This is a genomic window from Actinomadura macrotermitis (genome assembly GCF_009604375.1).
In the GTDB taxonomy this organism is placed as follows: Bacteria; Actinomycetota; Actinomycetes; order Streptosporangiales; family Streptosporangiaceae; genus Spirillospora; species Spirillospora macrotermitis.
Window position 1 is genome coordinate 452,877 of the sequence record NZ_WEGH01000005.1, and the last position, 23,624, is coordinate 476,500.

A 23,624-nucleotide genomic window follows, 5' to 3' on the forward strand; every position below is an offset into this window, starting at 1 on the left:
CGCGCAGGAGATGTTCGTGCTGTGCATGCGGATTCTGCGATCGGCCCTGCTCTACATGAACACCCTGACGCTCCAGGACACCCTCGGCGAATCCGAGTGGGCGGAATTCCTCAAGCTCGCCGCAGCCTCTGTGCTGGATGCGCGAGGGTGAGCCCCGCCCCCCCTCTTCCGCAGCAGTGGCCGATGCCGCAACTTCACCCGGCTTCTCCGGCTGTTCGCGTGACCGGTCTGCGGCCGTGCGCTCTCAGCCGAGGAGTGTCGTCAGGATCAGTTTGTCGAAGACGAGGTAGGCCAGTAGCGAAAAGGGAACGGCGGTCAGGAGGGTCAGCGCGCGTTCTCTGTGGGTGCGGCCCATGAGCAGGGGCACGAGGACCAGAACGGCGAGGCATGCCCATGCCTGGGAGGCGTAGTGCAGAACCCAGGCGTAGTGGATGGCCTCCATGCCGAAAACGCCCGCCAGGGCGGCGAGGCCGATGACGCGATGGCGCGGGCTGATGCCTCGCCACCAGGAGCCCGCCACCCCGAAGAGGGGGCCGGCGATGAACGCCATGCCGAGCCAGACGAGGGGCGCGAACAAAGAGCCCATGCCGTCGCGCGCGACCTCCGCGTAGCCGTAGTAGCCGACGACGAGACCGGACTCGGCGAACAGGCCCGCGACGGCGGCCGCGGGCAAGCCGACCCTCCGGGCCAGCAGCGCGCCCGCGGCGAACGCGGCGACGGACCAGACCGCACCGGAGTTGGCGATCTGATTCCACGCACCCGGAAGCCAGCCCTGGGCCAGATTGGTCAGGACGCCGAGAAGGAGTCCTCCGGCGAATGCCGACGCCGTCGCGTAGGCCCAGGATCTCCCGCTCGTCTCGGGTACCGAGGCGATGACCGGGGACGCGCTCATGGTGGTGCTCACTTCTCTGTCGAGTGGCATGGACGCGACGCCATCGGCGCCCGCAGCCGTTCAGGGGTCTTCCGAACCTCGCCGCCGGGCCTGCCGCCTGTGGTGCGCGCCATGATCACGGGCTTGACGTTAACCGCTGTACCGATGTTCCCCAGGGCCGGTAACGCTCTGCAGGAATGGTGGTGGAGCGTGTTCGCAGAAATGACCTGTTCTACGAGGTCAGCACACTACCTTCCGCAGGTTGCGCTACCGCACTGCACGCGCCTTCGGTGTGGCCTCTTGGCCTACCGGCAAAGTTGCGGTCGCATGGAGCACTGGCGTCCCTCGTGGTCCCATGCGGTGTTCTCCCCGGCGAGTTGGTACACGTCGTATTCGACGTTGTACTTGCCATCCACGAGGCAGGTGAAGCGCGTGACGTGATCGGGCTCGGTGGTATCCGGCTCCGGCCTTCGGTTCGATGTGGTGGTCGTCCTGCTCGGGCGTGAACTTGCCGTGAGCGGGGTTGGGGAGGCGGTCGCGTTCCTCCAGCCTGGTGCTGCCGTCAGCGCCGGTGACACTCTGGTAGATCGTGCAGCTCTTGGCGTCAAGGCGACGGGGCTCTGGGAGAGCCCGTTGAGGTCCTAGGCGACCATTGCCCGTTGTTGCTTGGCCTTCCCGCCCCATCTGCATGCCCTCCTGCCCAGCATGGCCTCCAGCCAGGGCAGATACCGGCAGCGAGGGCGGGGTATGCCCTCACCGTTGTGTCTTCGAAGGTTGGACAAGGGGGACCGTATGCGTGCGACGGTGGGGGACAACATCCGGCTCGCGTCGAGGGCCGTGGGGATGCAGGAGCGGGTCGGCGAGATCGTCGAGGTGCGCGGGGCCGATGGCGCGCCGCCCTATCTGGTCAGGTTCAGCGACGGACACGAGACGCTGGTATACCCGGGGCCCGACTGCGTCATCGAGGCCGGCGCCCCGGCGGACTAGCACCGCCAGCGGGGCCGACCTGCCTCATGATCAATGAGACGGACGAGAGTGCCGGCACCTCATTGATCATGAGGCGCGGACTGGGGACTCCGGTTACCTCAAGTCCGATGGGACAGGACAGCTGACTTGGTCGGCAGCTGGGTGCCGGCCTTCCGCAGGCAGCGACATAGGCGGCGGTCGCGTTCCCGGTACCGGCCATGCGCCTGGGCTGGGGCTTCCTGGTTCACGCCGAGCAGAAAGGGCCCGCGAGGAGGACTGGGCCGAGTTGACGACGGTTCGGTGCCGGCGGGCCCGGTTCTGCGTTCCTGGGCATGCCAGTTGATTTCCTGTCGGCTGATTCCGCGAGGATGCGGCGGTGCCTCAAGGCCAGACTCAGCAGGTGCCGTTCTGCACCGGATAGTCGATGACGATCGCACCGCCTGTGGCGTAGTTGGCGACATCGGCAGCCACCTGCCGGCCCTGCGGGGACTCCCTCGCTGCGGTCATTGCCGCGGCGTCAGCGAACTCGGCCTCGAAGACCGCGAAGTACGGCGCCTGTCCCTGCGCCGCTGACACCTCGAAGCTGTAGCGCCACGCGAGCAGGCCGGGCATGCGCGCGACCAGCGGGAGGTGGGTGCTCACGTAGTAGTCGCGGAAGTGGTCGGGATCGGCGGGTTCGGGATACAGGACCATCAGCTTGTGCATGACAACCTCCGTTCGGCGGTGGGCGACCACGACATCCGGGGACCTTGGGGTATCGCCATACCGGCACCACCACCTCGATGCCCCGGCCGGTCGCACGACCCGGCAGTGATCGCCTCCCGAAGCCCTGCTCAAGCGCTTCGGAAATCGAATCGATGCGGCTCACGATAGTGTGTCGGATATCGAAGCCGCAAGATGGGACGGTACGACGCATGGCGGCACCCAGGCCGGGACGGGCGGTCCGAGGGTCGGACACCGGCCGGCCGCTGATGGCCGCCCTCGACCTGTTCGGCCGCAGGTGGAGCCTGCGGATCGTCTGGGAACTGCAGCACGGGCCGGTCGGGTTCCGCGCATTGCAGGAGCGCTGCGACAACATGTCCTCCAGCGTGCTGCGGCAACGGCTGACCGAGCTGCTCGACGCCGCCCTCGTCGAGCAGCATCCGGACGCCACCTACGCCCTCACCGAGCTGGGCCACGGCGCCCACCGCGCACTGCGCCCGCTCGTCCGGTGGTCCGCGGAGTGGGCCGCGACCCTCTCCGCCGCCGGTTCCGAAGACGCCCGCTAGCACCATTCGGCCTGCGAGCAGGCCGAGTGCAGGAGTCAGCGGTTGGTCGCGGGTGTCCCGGGGTCCGTTGCCGAGGTCGTGGGCTTGGGGCAGGGTGCGTCGGCCGGGAGGCATGGACGCGGTCGGCGTACTCGCAGCGCCGTCGCGGGGGTGGCGGCCCAGGTTGGCGATGCACGGTGGACGAGGCGTTGATGCGCAGGGCGCAGCCCTGGCCGCGCCGTATGGCCTGACAGTGGTCGAGCGCAGCCCGTTCGGCCCGCCGAGGTGGGCGTTCCCTTACTTGGTCATGTTGAAGACCCGCAGGTGCTCGCTCTTTCGGGTCTTGAAGATCAAGTCCTTGATCACGCCCTTGTGTCCCGTCGCGAGAATGTCGGCTTTCCTGTCCATCTTTTTCGCGACATCGTCGATCATCTGGACGAAGGCCGGGTCGGCGTTGTAGGTGGCGCCGCTATAGGTCCTCAGATCGGCGATGGCCTCCTTGGCGGCGGTGATCTGGCCGGCGGCGTCCCTCGCGAAGGCGGCGGCCCTCAGCGCGGCCTCGTCGCCGAGGGCGACTTCGTCGAAGGTCCCCTTGGCGACGGTGGCCCTGCTTTCGCCGTGGCCACTGCGGCCACCGGAGTCGACGGTGGCGAAGGGGAGCACATTGCGGAAAGTGAGGTAAGCCTGGATCGCTTTCTCGGGGGTGTCCGCGGCGCGGACCGCGTAGGCGGCGTCGGCGATCCTCCTGAGCTGGCCCTTGTCGAGCTGGCCGGAGGGCAGGGCCGGGGCGAGCTCCGTCATCAGCTTGCCCTTGAGATCGTTCTCCGTCTCCGTTTTGAAGCGGTCGATGATCTCGGCGTCCCCGCCACCGTTCGCCCGCACCTTCTCGACCATCGACTTCACCGCGTCGGTCTCCGTCTTCCAAGCGGTGATGTGCGCGCCCATGCCGTCGATGCCGGGCGGCGCCGCCGCGCGTCCCAGGATCATCGGAACGTCGTTGCGGATCCCGACGACGAGGCCGGTGTTGCGGGAGCCGACCACCCACCTGCTGTCGGCGGCGATCTTCGGGGTGTGGTTCAGCGAGGCGTAGGCGGCGTCGAAAGCGGCGAGCAGGTTGTCCCGCTCTCCCTGCTCGACCTTGAGCGTGCCGGCCGCCTCGCCGTCGGCGATGTACTTCCTGAGCATCTCCCTGGCGGCGGCCGCCGGATCAACGTTGCCCGCGGCGTCCTGGAGGAAACCGGTCGCCTTGACCGCCTCGGGATAGGCGGTGGCCATGTTGCCCTGGTGATCGTTGATCATGTGCGCGAGCATCAGGGCGGTATCGGCGCGGACGTCCGCCTCCGGCCTCGACAGCCTGGTGATGACGTCGTCGAGGCCGTCGTGCCAAACAGCGAGGGTCTCGGCACGCTTTCTGAGCGTGTTCAGCTCCCCGGCCGGGGGCTTGGGCAGCGCGGCCAGGCGCTCGAGTTCGTTCACCACCCAGATCCCGTCCCTGGCAAGCCCTGCCAGCGCGTTCTCGGGGTCGTTCTTGTGTTCGTCGGTGAAAGCGGTGACCTTATCGGCGGGATTCGGATTTGCAGGATCCTCTTCGGTCAGTTTCTTCAGATGTTCCGCCAGGTCTTTCAACGCACCGGGTGTGGTCAACTGGGTGATCCGCTTGACGCCCGTTCCGCCGTTGGCCGCTGTGGGCGGCAGGACGGCCGCGGCGATCCCGCCCCGCAACTCCCGGGTGTACCTGCTGATCGCCTCCATATCCGCCTTGGTCTTTTTGAGCTCCTGCGGCTTCAGCGCCTCGCCGAGCCGGGCCTCGCGGGTGGCCGCCGACATCGAGAACATCGCGTGCAGTCCCTCGCCGGCCTTCTTGACGGCATCGGCGCTGGGCAGAGGGGCGTTGGGGTCCTTACGCCGTTCGTTCATGGCGATGTCGATGGCCAGGACGTTGTTGCGGTGCGTTCCTTCGCCCGAGCCGATCGAGCCGCGGTCCGCGGCGGCGGGCACGGTGGCGAGCGGCAGCATGTTCCGGTAGGCCGCGTGGTGCCCGAGCGCCTCGCTCAGGTGAGCGCCGACCTCGTTCGTCTCGGCCGCGGTCAGCGGACGGCCGGCCGCGGCGGCCGCCTTGATGATCTTGTCTGCCTTGTCGAGTTCGCTACGGACCCTGAAAGCGTAGCCCTGCACCAGGTCATGCCGGGCGTTCCGGTCGGCCTCGTCCAGCATCTTCCACAGCTTCAGGACGGGCGGGTCGGCGCCGTTCGGCAGCGGGCCGTCCATCCACTTGTCGGCGGCGTCCTGCCGGTCGCGCAGCTCTTGGACGGCCCCGTCGAGCGTCTTGCCGAACACGCCGGCATGGATGGAGTCGACGACGCCCGCCCAGGACGAGGTGTGGTCGCCCATCTTCGCGCCGAACGGGCTCGGAGTCCGGGTCGTGCCGAAATTGACGCTCCCGACCCTGCCGTTCTCGACCGAGAAGACCGGGTAGTACTTGACATCGTCGATCCTTGCGGCGTCGGTCCGCAGGAACGCGTTGAGGTTCTTCGCGCCCTGCTGAGCCCCGGTCTGCTGCTGAGCCGCAACCTGTTGCTGCGCGCCGGGCTGCGGCGGGTTCGCCGCGTTCTGGGCAGGCGTGGTGCCCGTCTGCATCGCGACGGTCAGGTGCTGCGGGCCCGGGACGGGTCCCGGAAGCGGTCCGATCAGGGCGGTCAGCGCCGCCATGCCGGGCGACTGGTTGCTGGACGGCGACGGACCGGCGGTCGACGGGCGCGCCGGCCCGTCGGCCGGTTTGCCCTGCGGGTCGCTGTCGGGCGCGGCGACCCGGACGCGCTTGGCCGCGCTGGACGGCCGGGCGGGGCCGTCGGAGCCCGAGTCGGAGCCGTCGCTCCAGGCCCGCTTGGGCGGAGCGCCGGCCCGGAACGACGTGCGGTCCGACGGGCCGATCCTGGTGCCGGAGTCGTAGGAGGAATCGTCGTCGTCCAGGTCCATCGGGGACGGGCGGGAGCCGCGGACCGGGGTGGAGTGGGTGTCGGGGCCGTCGGAGTCGATGCTCATCGCCGAGCCCGGCCGGCTGTCGGAATCGGAGTCGGACGAGGAGCCCGACGCGCTCATGGTCCGGTCGGACGTCGGCTTCTTCCGCTTCTTGAGCTTCTTGGTGGTCGGTGTGGGGGGCATCGCGACCTCGCTAGGCGGTGGCTCGGTACAGCAGGATCAGGGTCAGGCCGGTCAGGTCCTCGGCGGAGCCCGACAGCGTCAGCCGCCACGGGGCGGACCCGGCGGTGAGGCCGGCGGGCCGCAGCAGCTGCCCTTCGACCAGGGTCTGGCGGGCGTCGCCGTCGAGCAGCAGCCGGGCCGTGGAGCCCGGGCCGTACAGCGCGGTGATCCCGGTGATCTGCCGTCCCGAGATGCCGGGCAGCAGGTCGGGCGTGACCCGCAGGCGCAGTTCACCGGTCTCGTCGGTGCGCAGGTCCTGCCACTCGTCGGGGAAGACCGCCGCGACGTCGAGGGCGACGGCCGCCGGGTACGGTTTGAGCAGGCCGCGCACGGCCGTCGCGAACGTCTCGCCGCCGTCCTCGGCCGAGTACCGGACGGTGATGGTGACGTCCCGCAGCCCGGACGGCGGGCGGCGGGTCTCCAGCCGCCACCGCGAGACCGCGCCGGAGCCCTCGAACGGCAGGTAGCGCGGGTCGTCGTAGCGGACCTCGAACAGTCCGGCGTCCTCCCCCTCGGTCACCTCCGACAGGGCGATCCGCTGCCCCGGGCGCCAGGCGGAGCGCAGCGACGCCGGGGGCGCGCCGCGCGGGTCGAGCAGGTATCCGACGGCCTTGGGGTCGGGCGTCAGCACGGTCTTGTCGCTGAGCTGGGTGAGCGTGGCGTTGAGCTGCACCGGCCCCTCGGCGGTCGCGAACGCGACGCTGATCGACTTGATCTGCCGCCGGTAGTGGCCGGGGAAGTCCCGGTCGAACAGGTCCTCGCTCAGCGCGAACTCGCACCGGCCCTCGGTCTGGAAGGCCAGCAGCGCGGCCGCGTCGAGCCGCAGCAGCGACACCCGCTTGGTGATCTCCATTCCGCGGGCGCCCGCCTCGGCGTAGGCGCTGTCGAGCCGCTCCAGGTCGAGGCCGAGCTGGTCGCCGGCGAGCAGGCCCTTGCGGCGCGAGTCCCAGTAGGTGGGCCGGATCAGGCCGGGGGCCCGGCCGCGCTCGGCCTCGAAGGCGCGCTCGGCGGCGCGGGCCATGTCGAACGCCAGCTGGTAGGTCTGGAAGTACAGGCCGGAGATCTGCCCGACCATCCAGCCGTAGAGCTCGGATCCGGCGAACTTGGTGGTCAGGAAGGTCTTCACCGCCTCCAGGTGGGCGGCCTCGCGCAGGTGGATCTCCAGGTCGCGGCGGGCCACGGCCACCTGGAGCTCGGCTCCGGCGATCTGGTGGCCGAGCTGGTCGGCCTCGGCGCGGCCGGTGGCCAGCTGCAGGTCCCAGTCCTGCTTCTGGCCCTCGAATTCGGCGATCACCCCGAGCAGCTCGCCGACCATGCTGAAGCCCTCGCCGAGCGAGGCGGAGATCTCCGCGGCCTCGCTGAGCGCCCCGCCGACCGACTCGCCGCCCGTGGTCGTGCCGAAGATGAACGGTCCGGCGTGGATCTGCGGCACGGCCTTGGCGATGGCCGCGCCGATCTTCAGCCCGCCGGAGACGAACTGGCCGGTCGCGCCCAGCCCCATCATGACCAGCTGGGCGATCTGGAGCGGCGACATGCCGTCGGCGATCAGCCGGGTGTAGTGCTTGACGCGCGCGTCGGCGCCCGCCTTGGCGGCCCGCGCCTCCGCCAGCCCCTCCTCGGCGATCTTGATCTGCTGCTCCTTGATCTGCCGGGTCAGCGCGTGCAGCTCGGCGTCCTGGCGGTTCTGGAGCAGGCCCAGCTCCTCGCCGTCGCGGCGTTCGATGGCGTCCAGCAGCGCGGAGCCGAGCTCGCGGACCCGGGCGGCCAGCTCCTTGGCGCGGGCGAGCACGACGTCGAACCGGTAGGCGGGGATCGGCGCGGCGAGCGCGGCGGTGACCTGGTCGGCCGACAGTCCGGCGGCGGCGCCGCGGACGAGCGCCATGACGTCCAGCGGCGGGTCGAACAGCGGCAGCGGCCGGCTGATGCCGAGGATGTCGAGGGACGCCCGGATCTTGGTCAGCCGGTCCTCGACCCTGGTCCAGTACTCCAGGAACTGCGCGTTGCCCGGCACGTGGAAGTAGGGGTTGGCGACGCCGGCGTGCACGATGCCGCCGCCCTTGAGCAGGGTGCCGTCGGCGGTGAGGTGGGCGGTCTCGCCCGGCCCGTCGCCGTCGGTCAGCTCGTAGGGCGCGGCGGGCGGAAGCAGCCCGGTGCCGAGGGTGGCCGGGCGGCGGCCGAGCAGGTCGTAGGCGAAGATGTACAGCAGCCGCGCCTCGTCGACGCTCTCGGCGGTGTACTGCCGGAACAGCATGTCGCCCCAGTCGAGCAGGTTGTCGATGTAGGCCATGACGACGCCGCGCCGGTAGCCGTCGGGGCGCAGTTCGGCGATGGCGTGCGGGTCGAACGGGTCGTCCAGGTAGGTCTGCAGGAGCGCGCGCCGGTCGCCCATGAGGTCGTACTGGCGGCGCAGCTGCCCGATCAGCGCGATCCGCTCGGCCAGCTCGGCGGTGCGCGCGTCCTGCGGCACCGCGGCGAGGGCCTCCTTGACCGGGTCGAGGCCGGTGCCGGCGAGGTCGGTGAGGCGGTCGCGTTCGGCGGCGGTCAGGTCGCGGGCCCGGCGGAACGCCGGGACCATCGGGTCGAGCGCGGCGAGGACCGGGGTGAGCCGGGCGGTGAGCGTGGCGTCGCCCAGCTCGGTGAGGTCGAGCCGGCAGGCGGCGACCAGCGCGCCCGGGTCGACCGCGAGGAACGGCAGGAACCGCCACGGCCGTCCGTGCCGGGTGGGGTCGAAGACGAACTCGTACCAGTGGCGGGCGTCCTCGAACCGCTGCGCCTCGTTCAGCGCCTGCGCGATGAGCATCGGCGCGTGGTGGAAGATCTCCCAGTAGTACAGGCCGTTGGCGCTGTCGAAGTCCAGGTGGGTGCTGACCGGGACGTGCGCGGCGACCTTCGGCTTCACCTGGACGGTGGTCGCGTCGGACGTCGTGGGGCTGAACGAGGGGAGCTCGTCGAGCTCCTGGGTCGGCTGGGCGAGCAGCGCGTCGACGCCGCCGGTGAGCAGCCGCCGGTTCAGCTCGGCGGCGGTGCTGGACGTCAGCCGGACGATCTCGATGGGCAGCGTCGCGGTCTCGTACGGACGCGCGGTGGCGTCGGCCGTCGGGGAGGTGACATAGCCCGAGCGCAGGAACAGGAACAGGGCGCTGTCGGTCGACATGGCGCCGGTGAGGTCGGCGGGGAACCCGGCGGGCAGTCCCCGCCAGTTCGCGGTGTAGGACAAAAGCGGGACCGCGGTGCCGGGTTCGAAGTCCCGTCCCACCGGCGCGTATCCGGCGGTGCTGATCAGATAGCGCTGGTCGCCGCGGGTGATGACGCCGTTGAGTGGCTGCGCGACGGGCCTGGGGTATCCGGCGTCGACGAACCGGGGCACCGTCCCGTCGGACGCCAGCGTGTACCGGACGTACTGCTGCGCCCCCACCAGGAACAGCTTCCCGTCGGAGACGTAGGCCGCGGTGATCTTGCCTTCGGTGGTGAAGGCGTTGGCGGCGCGGCCCAGCTCCCAGGTCTGCCGGGGCGCCTCGTCCTGGCCGCCGCCGCGCGCCGAGAGGGTGCCGCGCGCGTTGTCGAAGGTGAACACGCCGCCGCCGAGGGTGAGCGACGGGCCGGTCGGCTCCTGCTCCGGGACGCCGTCTTTGTTGCCGGGGAGGGGCTTGGGGTAGCCGGCCTCGGCGGTCAGGTCGGCCCGGAGCCGGACGTACTGGCCGTCTCCCACGACGTGGGCGCGTCCGCCCGAGACCACGGCCCGGGTGATCTGGGTGCGCGCGGGCAGCCGCCAGTTCGCGGCGACCGGCTTGACGCTGGTCAGCGACCCGGACGTCACGTACCCGTCGAGGGCGCGGGAGTAGAAGACCTCGGTGCCGTCAGGCGCGGCGAAGGCCACGTCGACCTTGTCCCAGCGGGGCAGGTTCTCGGTGTTGGCCGCCAGCTTCTTGGGGTAGCCGGCTTCCAGCAGGTTCGCGCCGAACAGGTAGTCCTGGTAGCGGTAGTATTCGTCGCCGCAGAACAGGAACACCTTGTCGCCGCGGATCAGGACGGCGTCGACGGCGGCCGAGGTCCCCAGGTTGGTGGCGGCGTACCCGAACCGGTCGTAGGTCTTCTGCCGGACCTGCCCGGACGCCGGCCGTCCCGGCCCGGCCTGGACGTACAGGCCCGAGGCGGAGTCGAAGACGTACAGGGTGCCGTCGGGGAGCTGGAATCCGGCGTCGACCTGGTTCCAGGTGGTGGGCAGCCGGTCGGGGTTGCCCTTGTAGGGCAGCACCTGCGGCGCGTCGGACGGCGCGTCGACGGGCCGGACCAGGAAGCTGCCGCCCTTGTGGTCGACGCTGCACCACGGGCCGTCCTGGCTTTCGGCGGGCGCGTTGAAGCGGACCACCCCGGCCGGGTCGATGGGCGCCGGCTCGGCGAACACGCGCGACAGGTCGACCGGGCGCGGCGGCGCGATCGTCTTGGTCGCGGGCTGCGAGGTCAGCTCCGGGGTCAGGCTGAACGCGGCGGTGACCGGGACGGCGGCGGCGCCGGTGCCGACGGTGTAGTCGCAGCGCACCACGATCGAGTCGTGCACGTCGCCGCCGGGCACCGTCCGCGACGCCTGCACGTACAGGCTCACCCCGCCGATCGGCCCGTTGCGCACGACGTCGGAGTCCAGCAGCTGTGCCGGGAGCCAGTCGCCGTTCAGGTTCAGGTACGAGTAGTAGACGCTGACCTGGTAGCTCGGCGGTTCAGCGGTGACCTCCTGCTTGCCGCCGGACTCCTTGGTGGTGATGGTGGTCTTGCTCTGGTCCTCCTTGGGCACCGCGGACACGACCGGCCAGAACACGAAGACCCGGCCGAAGGCGTGCACCGGGTCCACCCGGTCCGCGGTGATCTGGGTGTCGACCTTCAGCCACGGCCGCCACGTCGCCGACAGCCTGTCGCCCTCGCGGAACTCGGCGGTCCGGTAGTAGTAGCGGCGCGGGTCGGTCCTGGTCCGGCCGAACAGCACCAGGCGGCGCACGCCGGACGCGGCGCCCTCGGCCGGGTAGACGTAGCCGCCCGCGATGGTGAGCCGGGACACCTCGGTGTACTCGTCCAGGTAGCGCTTGTAGGCGCCCTGGACGGTCGCCGCGGTGATCTCGCGCTGGAGCAGGTCGTCCTGCAGGGCCTGGAACGCCGGGGTCTTGCGGTCGCGCAGCTCGGGCCGCAGGTAGTTCTCCGGGTACAGGAAGACCTTCCGGTTGGCCTCCCAGACCCGGTAGGTGCGCATCCACTTCCACCAGGTGCGCAGCCGCGCCTTGACCTGGGCGGGGTCGACGCCGGCGGGCAGGTCGGCGCGCTCCAGGTCGAGCAGGTAGCGCTGGACGTACAGCTGGGTCGCGGCGATCGCCTCGCGGATCCGCGAGGTGGTGCCCGCGGGGCCCATGTCGACGTCGATGAGGTACTTCTCGTACAGGTCGCGGGACTTGCCGTGGACCGGGGTGAGCGCGGCGACGAGGGCGTCGCGGCGGCGGGTGTTGAGCCGGTCCCGCAGCCGGGCCGACACGATCTTCCATTCGGCCGGGGCCGAGCGGCGGCGCAGGATGTCGCCGAGCGCGGCCGCGGCGGCGTCCTGGTCGCGGGCGGGGCCGTGCAGCCTGGCCCAGACCTTCTCGTAGAGCTCGGCCGGGCCGCTGCCGATCCGCGTGGTGACCGTGAACAGGCTCGCGAGGGACAGCAGGAACTCGATCTCGAACAGGTCCTCCTCGCGGGTGTCGGGCCGCAGCAGCGCGATGTTGCGGCGGGCCCAGCGGACCTCCTCCAGCGGCCAGCCGAACCGGTCGGCCAGGTGCGCGTAGGGGTCCTCGGCGCCGGCCAGCAGGAACGCCGCGAGCCCGTCGGGGCGGGTGCGGCACAGCTCGGCGAAGCCCGCGATGACGTGCACGTCGCCGAGCCGGTAGTCGGCGCCGCCCGTCCAGCGGTGCGCGAACGCCTGCGGGAAGGTCCGGTCCACGACCCGGCCGGGCCCCGAGTAGCGGACGTACCGGTCGCCCTTGGTCAGGTAGACGCGGCCGTCCAGGGTGAACGCGCCATCGATCCCGGCCTCGAAGTCCGGCGGCAGGTCGCCCCAGTCGTCGGCGATGGTGCGCGGGTAGCCGAGTTCGGCGATGTCCAGCGCGCCGGTCGCGGGGTAGCGGACGTACTGGCCGCCGCGGAAGGCGTACAGCTCGCCGCCGCGGCCGGTGAACGCGGCGTCCAGGGCGCCCGACTCGAACGCGTTGCCGTTCTTGCCCCACACGCCCGCGAGCGGGGTGACCTCTCCCCCGGCCAGGTGGGCGCGGCCCTTGAACAGGTGGACGGTGCCGTCGGTCGCGGCGAACGCGGCGTCCAGGCCGTCCTGGAACTGCGGCGGCAGCGGCGGCAGGCCGAGTTCGGCGGCGAGCGCCGGCAGGGGGCGCGGGTAGCCGTCGTCGGCGCGGGTGCGGTCGGTGCCGGAGTAGCGGACGTACTGGTCGCCGGAGAACAGGTAGGTGCGGCCGCCGGCGACGAGGGTCGCGTCGACCCGGCCGGACGTGGCGAGGTTGTCGCGGGTCCGGCCGAGTCCGGCGAGGTCGATCGTGCCGGTCGGCTCGGGCGACACGGTGTGGCAGATCCCGCCGCTGATCAGGTGGATGGTGCGGTCGTTGCCGACGACCGCGTCGAGCGGGGCGGTGAGCGCCGCGTCGAAGGTGTCGGGCAGGTGGCCGAACGGCGGCTCCTTGCGCAGCTCGCCGATGATCGGCTTGGGGTAGCCGGGGTCGATGTTCCGGTAGGTGGTGCCGGTGTAGCGGACGTACCGGGTGCCGGAGAACAGGTAGGTGTACCGGCCCTTCCACACGAACGCGGCGTCGACCGCGGCGCCCGGCGGCAGGAACGGGTTGGGCGAGCGGCCCCACCGGTCCCGGACGGGCGTGCGGGCACCGAACACCTCGCCGGTCAGGGAGGCGAAGGTGTCGTCGAAGAAGAAGTGGATCGTGCCGTCGGCGGCGCGGAACGCCGAGCGCAGGCCGTCGGGGGCGTCCAGGTCGTGGCCGAAACCGGGGTACAGCCGCTCGATCGGGCGGACCCGCGACCAGCCGCCGGAGCCGGTGCGGGACACGCACGACTCGCCCGCCAGCAGGGTCAGGGTGTCGCCGTCGGACAGCACCGCGGCCGGGAACGGGAAGCCCTCGGGCGCCTGGTGGAAGGCGGCGTCCGCGAGCCGGGGGTGGCCGGGGTCGGGGGTGTCGTAGGCGGTGCCGGAGTAGACCAGGTAGCGGCGGCGGCCGGCCGCGTCGGGGCGCTCGAACAGGTAGGTGCGGTCGCCGTGCACGTAGGCGAGGGCGACGCTGGTCAGGCCCGCCCAGCTGTCGGCGATCGGCCGCGGGTCGCCGTCGATGGCCGTCCCGCCGTCGGCGGCGTACACCACGAACTGGTCGCCGGAGAACAGGTAGGTGCGGCCGTCGCGGCCCACGAACGCCGCGTCGACCGCGCCGGTGTCGTACAGGTTGTTGCGGGGCCGTCCCCATTCCTGCTCGGCCGGGTAGGGGCGGCCGAGCTGGGTGTTGAAGCAGGTCGCGCCCTGGAACAGGTAGGTGGTGCCGTCGGCGCCGGTCAGGACCGAGTCCAGGCCGGTGCGGAACCGGTCCGGGACGCCGCGCAGCACGCGGGGCCGGAACGGGGTCGCGGTGACGGTGCGGCCTTCCAGCGCCGACAGCCGCACCCAGCCCGCCGCGGTCGCCGCCACCAGCGTGCCGTCCTGGATGAACGCGCAGGTCAGGTCGCGGACCGGGAGGTCGTCGTAGCGGCGGTAGGTGGCGCCGGACACCGCGTGGCAGCGGCCGCCGGAGAACAGGTAGGCGGTGCGCCGGTCGGAGTAGGCGGCGTCGATCCGCCCGAACCCGGCGGGCAGCCCGGCCAGGCCCGGCTCGGTGCGCAGGACGGACAGCGGACGCGGGTAGCCGGGGTCCACCGTCGCGGGCATCGCGGTGCCGGCGCAGGTGTAGCGGACGTACTGGTCGCCGGAGAACAGGTAGGCGCTGGTCCGCGGCCGGTCCACGCCGTCGACCTTCTCGACGGCGTCCAGCACGAACGCCGCGTCGACCTTCCCGGTGCGGGCCAGGGTGTTGGACACCCGCCCCCACAGGCTGGAGATCTTCTCGGGGTAGCCGTCGTCGACCTGGGTGTAGTCGTCGGTGGAGTACCGCACGTACCGGTCGCCGGAGAAGACGTAGGTGCGGCCGTCGACACCGACGAACGCCGCGTCGATCCGGGCGAAGGGGATGCTGTCCCACCGCTCGCGCAGCGCCATCGGCTCCGACCACCAGCGGTGCCGGGCGTCGAAGCGGACGAACCGGTCGCCGGAGAACAGGTAGGTGCGGCCGTCGCGGCCGGTGAACACCGCGTCGACCGGGCCCAGCTCCATGTGGGCCGGCATGTTCCACCAGTTGTCCGACAGCGGCTTGGGGAACCCGGCGTCGGGGGTGCGGTAGTCGCGGGTGGAGTACCGGACGTAGAAGCGCGAACCGTCGCCGGACGCCTTCAGCCGCAGGCCCTCCAGCCGGACCGTCAGGGTGACGCCCTCCTCGGTGGCCAGCACCCAGTCGCCGGCGTTGCGGCGGACCTCGCGCAGGGTGAGGGCGTGCTCGGCGAGCAGGTTGCGCAGCCGCGGGGTGACGCGGCCCGCGTCCAGGTCGGCGCGGCTGTCGGCGGGCAGGTCGAACAGGTGGCCGCCGACGCCGAACAGGTAGGTGTGGCCGTCCAGCACGAACGACGCCTCGACCTTGGTCAGGCCGCCCCAGTCGCCGGCGATGGAGCGCGGGTGGCCCGGGTCGGCGACCGAGTAGTCGCCGGTGGAGTAGCGCAGGTAGGTGGCGCCGCTGAACAGGTAGGTCTTGCCGTCGAGGCCGGTGAACGCGGCGTCCACGATGCCGCCGGACAGCGGCGCGGGCAGCACGCCCCAGCGGTCGGCGACCGCGACGGAGGTCGCGCCCGGGCCGGTCAGCGCGACGGTCCGGCCGTCCTTGAACAGGTGCACGACGCCGTCCGGGGCGGTGAACGCGGCCTCGACGCCCGTCTCGAACTGCGGCGGGACCCCGGCGGGACGGGCGGTGCCCTCGTCGGCCAGGACGCCCGGGTTCTCGATGCTGTCGGAGTAGCCGAGCCACCTGCCGCCCGCCAGGAGCCGGGCCGCGGCGCCCTCGGTGTAGGCGGCGTCGACGCCGGTCAGGCCGGCCGGGGCGGGGGTCGTCCCCCAGCCCTGGGCGATGGGCGCGGTCCCGGCGGTGGTGTGCTCGACGCCGCCGGTGAACACATGGACGAGGCCGTCCCGATCCTGGAAGCAGGCGTCCAGGGGGGTGGCCGGCACCGGGCCGGGCAGGCCCTCGTGCCGCCACCAGTCGGCGACCGGGCGCGGGTAGCCCTCGTCGGCGGTGGCCAGGCCGCTGGAGTAGCGGACGTACTGGTCGCCGGCGAACAGGTAGGTGTGCCCGTCGGTGTCGGTGTAGGCGCTGTCGATCCGGGCCGGATCGGTGAAGGCGCTCTTGACCTTGCCGAAGGTCTGGGCGCGCGGCACCCACGCGGTGCCCGCCTTGTCGCGGGTGAAGACCGAGGAGGTGCCCGCGGCGTCGCGGCCGACCAGCCATTCGACGCCGCCGGGACGGACGAACGCCGCGTCGATCGAGGTCAGCGCGGCGAACCGGGGCGACAGGTCGGTGAGCGGGCGGCGTCCGGTCCCGGTGGGCTCGTGGGTGGCGGCCGAGTACGTCCAGTAGCCGTCGCCCGCGAACAGGTACAGCAGGCCGTCGCCGCCTTCCAGCAGGGCGTCGATGCGGTCCGCTCCCTGCGGGAGGGTCAGCGGCTCGGGGAACTTGCCGGTCAGGTCCTGGTCGGCGAAGACCGCGCGGACCTCGTCGGGGGTCAGGCCGAGCTTGGCGGCCAGCGCCGCGAACCGGCGGATCCGCCGGACCGCCAGGCGCACCCAGGCGTCCGCGGGCGGCTCCACCAGGTCCAGGGCCGGGACCGACAGCAGCGCGCGGGCCTGCGCGGGGCCGCCGGCGACGCACTGCGCGATGGCCTCGGCGACGGCGGCGGGCACGCCGAGCACGTCGGCGAGGCACGAGTACAGGGCGGTGTTCTGGCGGCCGGCCAGGACGGTGAGCCGGTCGGTGAGCTCGGTGACGGCCGCCGTCAGCGCGCGAGCGACCGTGTGCAGCAGGAAGAACACCTTGCGGGCGTGGTCGGGGGCACCGGGCAGGGTGAACGCCAGGGAGTTGTCGGGGTTGGCGAAGTAGCCGAGGCGGTCGCGGGTGACGGCCAGGCGCGGGGTGAGGTCGCCTTCCTTGACCAGGTGCGCGATCACCTGGTCGCGGCCCGCCTCGTCCAAGCCCAGGTCGGTCAGGGCGGCGGGGTCGACACGGTAGGGGGTCTCATCGCGCAGCACCCGGACGATCCGGGCGAAGACCGCGTCCTGGTCGGGGGCGAGGAAGCCCGGGCCGAGCTGGACGGTGCCCTCAGGGTCGGCGAACTCGTCGGGGTCCAGGACCCGGCCGCCGGACAGGTGGACGCCGTCCATCGCGGTGAACGCGCGGCGGGCGGCGATCCCGTCGGCGAGGTCGGCGAAGTCGTCCGGGCCGAAGGTCGTCAGCTTCGCGCGGTGCGCGGCGATCCTGGCCTGCAGGATCGCCAGCAGCTCGGCGCGGATCGGCGCGAACTCGGCCGCCAGCCCGAAGTCGGCGAGCGGCAGGGTCAGCAGCGCGGCCTGGTCGGTGAAGCGGCCCTCGGCGTCGAGGTGGCCGTTGAAGTGCAGGCTCTCCATCAGCCGGGTCGTCTGCGCGGGGGTCAGCCACAGCTCGGTGAGGATGTCGGGGTCCAGGCGCAGCGCGTTGTCGCGGAAGCCGGCCAGGCGCTCGGCGAACAGCGCGCCGAGCGGACCGGCCGCGTCGGCGAGATCGGCGTTGACCTCGAAGTGGGCGACGTTCTCGACGTCCAGGAAGAAGTCCGGCTCCACGAGGGTGCCGTGCTCCTCGATGTAGCCGATATACCACAGGTTGTCGTACAGCTCGGCGCGGGCGGCGTCGCTCAGCTCGCCGAACGCGGCGAGGTCGGACGGCCGGAACACCGCCGTCCCGTTGATGACCGCGCCGATCGCCTTGAAGACGGCCTCGCGGTGCGCGGAGAAGTCCCCGGCCAGCTCCGCCGGGCCGAGGGCGGTGGTCTCGGCCGCGAGGGCGCCGTCGGCGTGCAGCACCCCGCGGAACACCAGATTGCGGAAGATCTTGTGCTGGAGGCGCTCGCCGAGGCCCAGTCCCTGCAAGTCCGAGGCGAAGATCACGCCCAGGTCCGTGACGGCCCGGTAGGCGGCGCCGCGGGCGGCCTCGGCGTCCAGCTCGAGGGCGCGGCTGCCGACGGAGGGGACGACGCCGGGATGGCAGGCGACCAGCACGTCATGGACGACCTGCGCCGCACGCTCGCCGAACCGGTCCGACACCAGCGCGGACGGCTCCAGCGCCACCTGGTCGAGCTCCTCGCCGAGCCGCTTGAACAGCGCGATCCGCCCGGAGTCGTCGGTCTCGGGACGGCCGCCGAGGATCTTGGCGAGCTCCGCGCCGTCGAACCCGGCGCGCCCCATCCAGCCGGCGATCGCGAACAGCGTCTGCGCCAGCCAGAGCACCGTCTGCGGCGGGCCGCCGCGCAGCACCGCGTGCAGGTCGCGGGTCTGCGGGCCCGGCTCGCCCAGCACCGCGAAGGCCGGGTACCGCTGGAGCGACGGGTCGCCCTCGATCGCGACCAGCAGGTCGAACAGCTCCCCGGCGGAGATGCCGAGGGCCCGCGCCAGCAGGCCGCACCGCCGGATCAGGGTGATCTCGGGGAGCTCCACCCGGCCGCCGTCGAACGGACCGGGCTCGTTGCCGGAGTAGCGCTGCCGGTGGCGGCGGACGATCTCCACGATGTCGGGTTCGGCGACGTCGATCAGCGCGGCCAGGCGGAACCGGTAGTCGCGGTTCGCGGGCGTCAGGATGTCGCCGGTGGCCGTCTCGACGGCCACGCCCTCGGCCGGTTTCCACGGCAGGACCAGGCCGCAGACGTCCGGGACGGTCATGCCGTGCAGCCGGACCAGGCGGACCGCGCCGGCGACGGCCCGCAGGGCGGGGAGGTCGAGGCGTCCGGCGGCGAAGGTGGTCAGGACCGTGTCGGCGTCGGTGAGGGTCAGGCCGGTCCTGCGGGTCAGCCGGATCAGCCGGTGGGTGCGGCCCAGCCACGCGACCAGCGAGGCCGGTCCGGCCGGGGCCGCCAGGCGGGTCTCCTCGGGGTTCAGCTGGACCTCGGTGCGCAGCTTCACCAGCTCGCGCAGGGCCGCCTCGTCCAGGCCGGTCGCCTCCAGGAAGCGGCGGGCGTCCAGGAGGGCGTCGAAGTTCTCGCCGGCGATCAGGCCGTAGCGTCCGCCCAGCTCGGCCTCGGGCACCGCCTCGGTGGTCAGCACCGTGACGTCCTCGGCCGACAGGCCCAGGTACTCGCGGGCGGCGATGTCGTGATCGACGCGCGCGGCGAACAGCCGGTAGAGCTCCTCCGGGGTGACCTTCAGTTCGTCCAGATGCGCGCGGAGCCGTTCGTTCCGGACCGAGAACGGCAGCCCGAACGGGTGGACCCGGGTGCGGAGCGTCTCGTAGGGATCGGGGCCGATGAGGCGTTCGAGCACTTCGTTGACGATGTCCAGGTAGGCGGTCTCGCCGAAGGTGTTCTTCTCGTCCAGGACGATCCGTTTGAGATCCGGTCTGCGTTCCAGCAGGCCCGGCCGGTCGAAGGTGCCTTCCAGCAGGCCCAGCAGCTCGACGAAGTACGCCGCCGGAGAGGTCACCGCCCTCGCGTCCTGTCCCGCCACGAACCGCGACTCCCCGAACAGCTCGGCGTACTCGGGCAACGAGTTCTCAGCCACGGCGACATCCCCACTTCGCGTTCCGGAAACGGCGCCCCATGTTCGCCGGGCGGCGGCGAATCCAGATACTTACTCCAAGGACACAAAACTCAGGCGAGAATTATTCGCGCACCACAATCTCGATCCCCGGGGCCGGGCCGCGAAATATCCCTGAGGCGCGGCACCGGACGCTGCACGCTGGGCTTTCTTCCGGTTCAGCGAATATCATCCGGCCACGGCGGCCGGTCGTCCGTTTGGACCGAAACATGGTGGCCCGCTCTGGCCCAGAACGCGATGCGCGGAAGCCGGACCGGGACCGATCGTTTCCTCCGCCTCATCCGAATCCACGGGGCGGCACGCTTCCTGCGGACCGGTGGCGGCCAGGAAGCGGCGGCAAAGTTGCGGTGCGCTCATCCGCGCATCCCTTCGCCAGAGGCATCGGCTCAGGGCACCCGGCGGCAATGTGCCATACGCCGACCATCTCAATATGAGAATATCTCGATCTACGGACAGGCGATCTGAGGAATTCGCCCCAGGGCTTTCTCCGGCCGAATCCGGCCGCACCCGCGAAGGCCGGCCGGTTTCCTTTTTCCACCCGGCGCTTGGACCTCCCCTCCCCGGGGCAACGGTACTGGCCCCCTTTATAGAGGCGGGGTGTAACCGCGGGTGCGGACGAGGTCGTGGGTGAGGCGGATAAAGGCGCGAGTGGCGGCGCTTTGGTAGGCGTTCTCGCGATGCAGGAGGGCGACGGTGCGGGTCGGCAGGGGCGGGGTCAAGGGCACGGGGGTGAGGTGGGGGTGGTCGTGGGTGACGGCGTCGGGCAGGACGGTGGCCAGGGAGGTGCGCTGAACGATTTCGGTGAGGGCCTGGATGGAGTTGGCCTCGACCGTGACGCGCGGAGTGACCCGGTGACGGGCGAAGTAGGCGTCGATGTGGCCGCGGGTGGCGAAGTCGCCGCTGAGCAGGGCGAGCTGCTCGTCCTTGAGGGCGTGGACCGGCAGGCGGTCGGGCATCGCCTGGGCGCGCGGGGCGGCGGTGACGAGGCCGAGGGACTCGGTGAACAGGGCGGTGGCGGTGATGCCGGGCGGATGGGCGCCGGCGAAGGCGATGCCGAGGTCGAGGTCGTCAGCGAGCAGGGCCGCTTCGAGATGGTCCTGCGACATCTCGGTCAGGGTGAGGCCGATGCCGGGGTGGCGGGCGTGGGCCTCGGCGGTGAGCGGGCCCACCAGGTAGGCGGTGAAGGTGGGGGTGACGCCGAGACGCAGGTGGCCGCGGGAGAGGTCCTGGACGTCGTGGACGGCGCGTTCGGCGGAGGCCAGCTCGCGCAGTGCGCGCCGGGCGTGGTCGGTGTAGACGGCTCCGGCGTCGGTGAGCCGTACCGTGCGGCCGGTGCGGTCCAGCAGCAGCACGCCCACGGTCCGTTCCAGCTGCTTGATCTGCTGGGAGAGCGTGGGCTGGGAGATGTGCAGCTCCTCGGCGGCGCGGGTGAAGTTGCCGTGATCGGCCACGGCGAGCAGATAGCGCAGGTGACGCAGTTCCAGGGCGGCCATGGAACACACTATAGATGCCATCAATGGTTTCTATCTGTAATGGCTCTTGGACACTATAGGTGCAGGTCATGCAGGATGGATTTCACCGGCCCACCGGGGCCGGCCACCTGAAGGGAGTGACCGTGCAGGACCTCAGCGAGGGCGTCGCCCGTTTCCAGCGGGACGTCTTCCCGGCCAGGGCGGAGCTCTTCGCGCATCTGGCCACGCACCACACGCCGCACACGCTGTTCATCGGCTGCTCCGACGCCCGCGTCGTGCCCGAGCTGATCACCGGCGCCGAGCCGGGCGAGCTGTTCGTCGTCCGCACCGCCGGCAATCTGGTGCCCGCCCACACCCCGGGGACCGACGGGGTCGCGGCGAGCATCGAATACGCCGTCGCCGCTCTGGGCGTGACGGACATCGTCGTCTGCGGTCACTCCGCCTGCGGCGCGATGACCGCCCTCGCCGAGGGCCACGACCTCAGCGGCGCCCCGGCGGTCGCCACCTGGCTGCGGCACGCGGACGCCGCCCAGGCCCGCACCGCCGGAAACGGCGGCGTTCCCGCCCTGGTGCGCCAGAACGTGCTCGCGCAGCTGGCGAACCTGGCCACCCATCCCTCGGTCGCCAAGGCCCTGGCGGAGGAGAAGGTCACCCTGCACGGCTGGGTCTTCGACATCTCCACCGGCCGGGTCGAGGACCTGACCGCCGCCGGTCGCGTGCGCGCGGCCTGACCATCCGGTGCGGGCTCGGTGCCCGCACCATCCCGCCCGCCCCTCAGGGAGCGGCCCATCCGGAAAAGGACGTATTGATCATGGTGCACGCACAGTTCGAGCAGACCGCCCGTGAGGCCCTCGCCGTCAAGGCGGTGCAGGCCAAGACCGTCAAGGACCTGTCCTGGAAGCAGATCGCCGAGGCCTCGGGCCTGTCGGTGGCCTTCACCACCGCCGCCGTCCTCGGCCAGCACCCGCTGCCGGAGAAGGCCGCGCAGGCCGTGGCCGAACTGCTCGGCCTGGACGACGACGCGGCGATGCTGCTGCAGACCATCCCGGTCCGCGGCTCGATGCCGAACCGGGTCCCGACCGACCCGACCATGTACCGCTTCTACGAGATGCTCCAGGTCTACGGCACCACCCTCAAGGCCCTGGTCCACGAGGAGTTCGGCGACGGCATCATCTCCGCGATCAACTTCAGGCTCGACGTGAAGAAGGTCGCCGACCCCGAGGGCGGCGAGCGCGCCGTCATCACCCTGGACGGCAAGTACCTGCCGACCAAGCCGTTCTGACCCGGCGTCGCGCGCGGAGCGGAGACTGCACGCCGCTCAGTCCAGGTCGCCGGCCTTGCCGAGCAGATAGCGCTGCTCGACCTTGTTGCCGGTCAGGGCGGCCGCCTGACGGTAGAGCGCGGCCGCCCGCGTGGTGTCACCGGTCATCTGGAGCAGGTGGCCGCGGACCGCGTGCTCCCGTTGCCTGGTGAGCGGGTTCCGGTCCAGGTGGTGGCGCTGGTTGAGATCGTCCAGGAGCGCCAGCCCGCGGACCGGCCCGTGGGCGCGGGCCACCGCCACCACGCGGCTGAGCCGGACCGGTGCGGTGGGGGTGAGCCGCTCGAGCCACAGATACAGCACGGCGATCTGGGCCCAGTCGGTCCGGTCGGGCGAGGAGGCCGCGGCGTGCACGGCGGCGATCGCGGCCTGGAGCCGGTACGGGCCCGCCGGGCCCCGGTTCCAGACGCCGTCGATGAGAGCGGTGCCCTCGTCGATCAGGTCGCGGTCCCAGCGGGTGCGGTCCTGCTCGTCCAGGGGGACCAGGTCACCGCCGTCGGTGCGGGCGGCGCGCCGGGACTCGGTGAGCAGCATCAGCGCCAGCAGGCCGGCCGCCTCGGCGTCGTCGCCGACCGCGGCGTGGAGCATGCGGGTCAGCCGGATGGCCTCGCGGGTCAGGTCGACGCGGGCGAGCCGGTCGCCGGCGGTGGCGGTGTAGCCCTCATTGAAGATCAGGTAGAGCACCCGCATCACGGCGGCCACCCGACTGTCGCGGTCGGCGCCGGCCGGGAGCGCGAAGCGGGCTCCGGCGCGGGCCAGCCGCTGCTTGGCGCGGCTGATCCGGGCGCCCATGGTGGGCTCGGCCATGCCGTGGGCGCGGGCGATCTCGGCGGTGGTCAGGCCGCCGACCGCGCGCAGCGTGAGCGCCACCTGCGAGGTGGGGTCCAGCGCGGGATGGCAGCACAGCAGCAGCAGGGTCAGGCTGTCGTCGGTCTCGCGTGCCGGTCCCCGCACGGCCGGTTCGGCCACGCAGGCCTGCAGTTCGCGGCGGTGGCGGGCCTGCTCGGCGCGGATCAGGTCGACCATGCGCCGGTATCCGACGCGGATGAGCCAGCTGCGCGGGTTCTCCGGGACCCCCTCGGCCGGCCAGGTCCGGCCGGCGGTCAGCAGCGCCTCCTGCACCGCGTCCTCGGCGATGTCGAACCGGCCGAAGCGGCGGACCAGCGCGCCGAGCACCTGCGGCGCCTCGGTGCGCAGCAGCTGCTCGAGCTCGTGGTTCACGCCGCGAAGTCCTCACCCATGATCGGGCGGACCTCGATCGGTTCGCCGAGCGCCTCGACGATGCGTGCGGCGATCTCGACGGCGCGCTCCTTGCCGGCCACGTCGATCACGGCGAAGCTGGCGAGGACCTCCTTGAGCTCGGCGAAGGGCCCGTCGGTGGCGACCACCTTGTCACCGTCGCGGTGGACGGTGGTGCCGACCGCCGGATGCCCCAGGCCCTCACTGGTGACGAGCTCGCCGGAGGCGAACAGCTCCCGCTCCAGCTTCTGGTAGGTCGCGAAGGCGGCCAGTGCCTCCTCGGAGGGGACGTCGGCGGTGGCGGCGTCCCACGCGGCGGCCGGGGTGTAGGCGAGCAGCAGGTATTTCATGGTGGATCCCTCTATCGATCGTC

12 protein-coding genes are annotated in these 23,624 nt (G+C 71.9%); 5 read left to right on the forward strand and 7 right to left on the reverse strand.

The window, feature by feature from the left end; translation table 11 throughout:
- Positions 1–10: 10 nt before the first annotated feature.
- Positions 11–151, forward strand: coding sequence for a hypothetical protein (locus ACRB68_RS34895; protein ID WP_153540168.1), 141 nt, complete (start codon positions 11–13; stop codon positions 149–151).
- A 93-nt stretch (positions 152–244) separates the two neighbouring features.
- On the opposite strand, the gene ACRB68_RS34900 is transcribed toward ACRB68_RS34895, so the two are convergent.
- Positions 245–904, reverse strand: coding sequence for a DUF6518 family protein (locus tag ACRB68_RS34900; protein ID WP_207709932.1), 660 nt, complete (start codon positions 902–904; stop codon positions 245–247).
- Between the two features lie 759 nt (positions 905–1,663).
- Between ACRB68_RS34900 and ACRB68_RS34905 the strand changes: the two genes are divergently transcribed.
- A complete protein-coding gene (locus ACRB68_RS34905; RefSeq protein WP_153540170.1) occupies positions 1,664–1,858 on the forward strand; it encodes a DUF1918 domain-containing protein in 195 nt (64 codons plus the stop codon).
- Between the two features lie 372 nt (positions 1,859–2,230).
- Here the strand turns inward: ACRB68_RS34905 and ACRB68_RS34910 are convergent, their stop codons facing one another.
- Complete coding sequence (locus ACRB68_RS34910; RefSeq protein WP_153540172.1) at positions 2,231–2,542, reverse strand: EthD family reductase; 312 nt, start codon at positions 2,540–2,542, stop codon at positions 2,231–2,233.
- Positions 2,543–2,751: 209 nt separating this feature from the next.
- On the opposite strand from ACRB68_RS34910, the gene ACRB68_RS34915 reads away from it, so the two are divergent.
- A complete protein-coding gene (locus ACRB68_RS34915; protein WP_153540174.1) occupies positions 2,752–3,105 on the forward strand; it encodes a winged helix-turn-helix transcriptional regulator in 354 nt (117 codons plus the stop codon).
- Between the two features lie 276 nt (positions 3,106–3,381).
- Here ACRB68_RS34915 and ACRB68_RS34920 read toward each other — a convergent pair whose 3' ends face one another.
- The 3 genes from ACRB68_RS34920 to cynR all read right to left on the reverse strand — a co-directional run bounded on the left by ACRB68_RS34920 (position 3,382) and on the right by cynR (position 20,715).
- On the reverse strand, positions 3,382–6,246 hold the full coding sequence (locus ACRB68_RS34920; protein WP_153540176.1) for a hypothetical protein: 2,865 nt from the start codon (positions 6,244–6,246) through the stop codon (positions 3,382–3,384).
- Positions 6,247–6,256: 10 nt separating this feature from the next.
- Entirely contained in the window at positions 6,257–19,186 is a 12,930-nt protein-coding gene (locus ACRB68_RS34925) for a hemopexin repeat-containing protein (RefSeq protein WP_153540178.1), read from the reverse strand.
- A gap of 620 nt (positions 19,187–19,806) precedes the next feature.
- Positions 19,807–20,715: a transcriptional regulator CynR gene (gene cynR / locus ACRB68_RS34930; RefSeq protein ID WP_153540180.1), complete on the reverse strand. Its 909-nt coding sequence runs from the start codon at positions 20,713–20,715 to the stop codon at positions 19,807–19,809.
- Positions 20,716–20,783: 68 nt separating this feature from the next.
- On the opposite strand from cynR, the gene ACRB68_RS34935 reads away from it, so the two are divergent.
- Together ACRB68_RS34935 and cynS are read left to right on the forward strand one after the other, a co-directional pair.
- Entirely contained in the window at positions 20,784–21,425 is a 642-nt protein-coding gene (locus tag ACRB68_RS34935) for a carbonic anhydrase (protein ID WP_153540182.1), read from the forward strand.
- 80 nt (positions 21,426–21,505) lie between these two features.
- The gene (cynS, locus tag ACRB68_RS34940; protein ID WP_153540184.1) at positions 21,506–21,976 is read left to right on the forward strand and encodes a cyanase; all 471 of its coding nucleotides are present in this window, start codon (positions 21,506–21,508) and stop codon (positions 21,974–21,976) included.
- A gap of 36 nt (positions 21,977–22,012) precedes the next feature.
- Here the strand turns inward: cynS and ACRB68_RS34945 are convergent, their stop codons facing one another.
- Both ACRB68_RS34945 and ACRB68_RS34950 read right to left on the reverse strand, forming a co-directional pair.
- Positions 22,013–23,233 (reverse strand): RNA polymerase sigma factor, encoded by a 1,221-nt coding sequence (locus ACRB68_RS34945; RefSeq protein ID WP_328595169.1) that lies wholly within the window; start codon positions 23,231–23,233, stop codon positions 22,013–22,015.
- Entirely contained in the window at positions 23,230–23,601 is a 372-nt protein-coding gene (locus ACRB68_RS34950; RefSeq protein WP_153540186.1) for a YciI family protein, read from the reverse strand. Before ACRB68_RS34950 ends, ACRB68_RS34945 begins: the two co-directional genes overlap by 4 nt.
- Between the last annotated feature and the right edge of the window lie 23 nt (positions 23,602–23,624).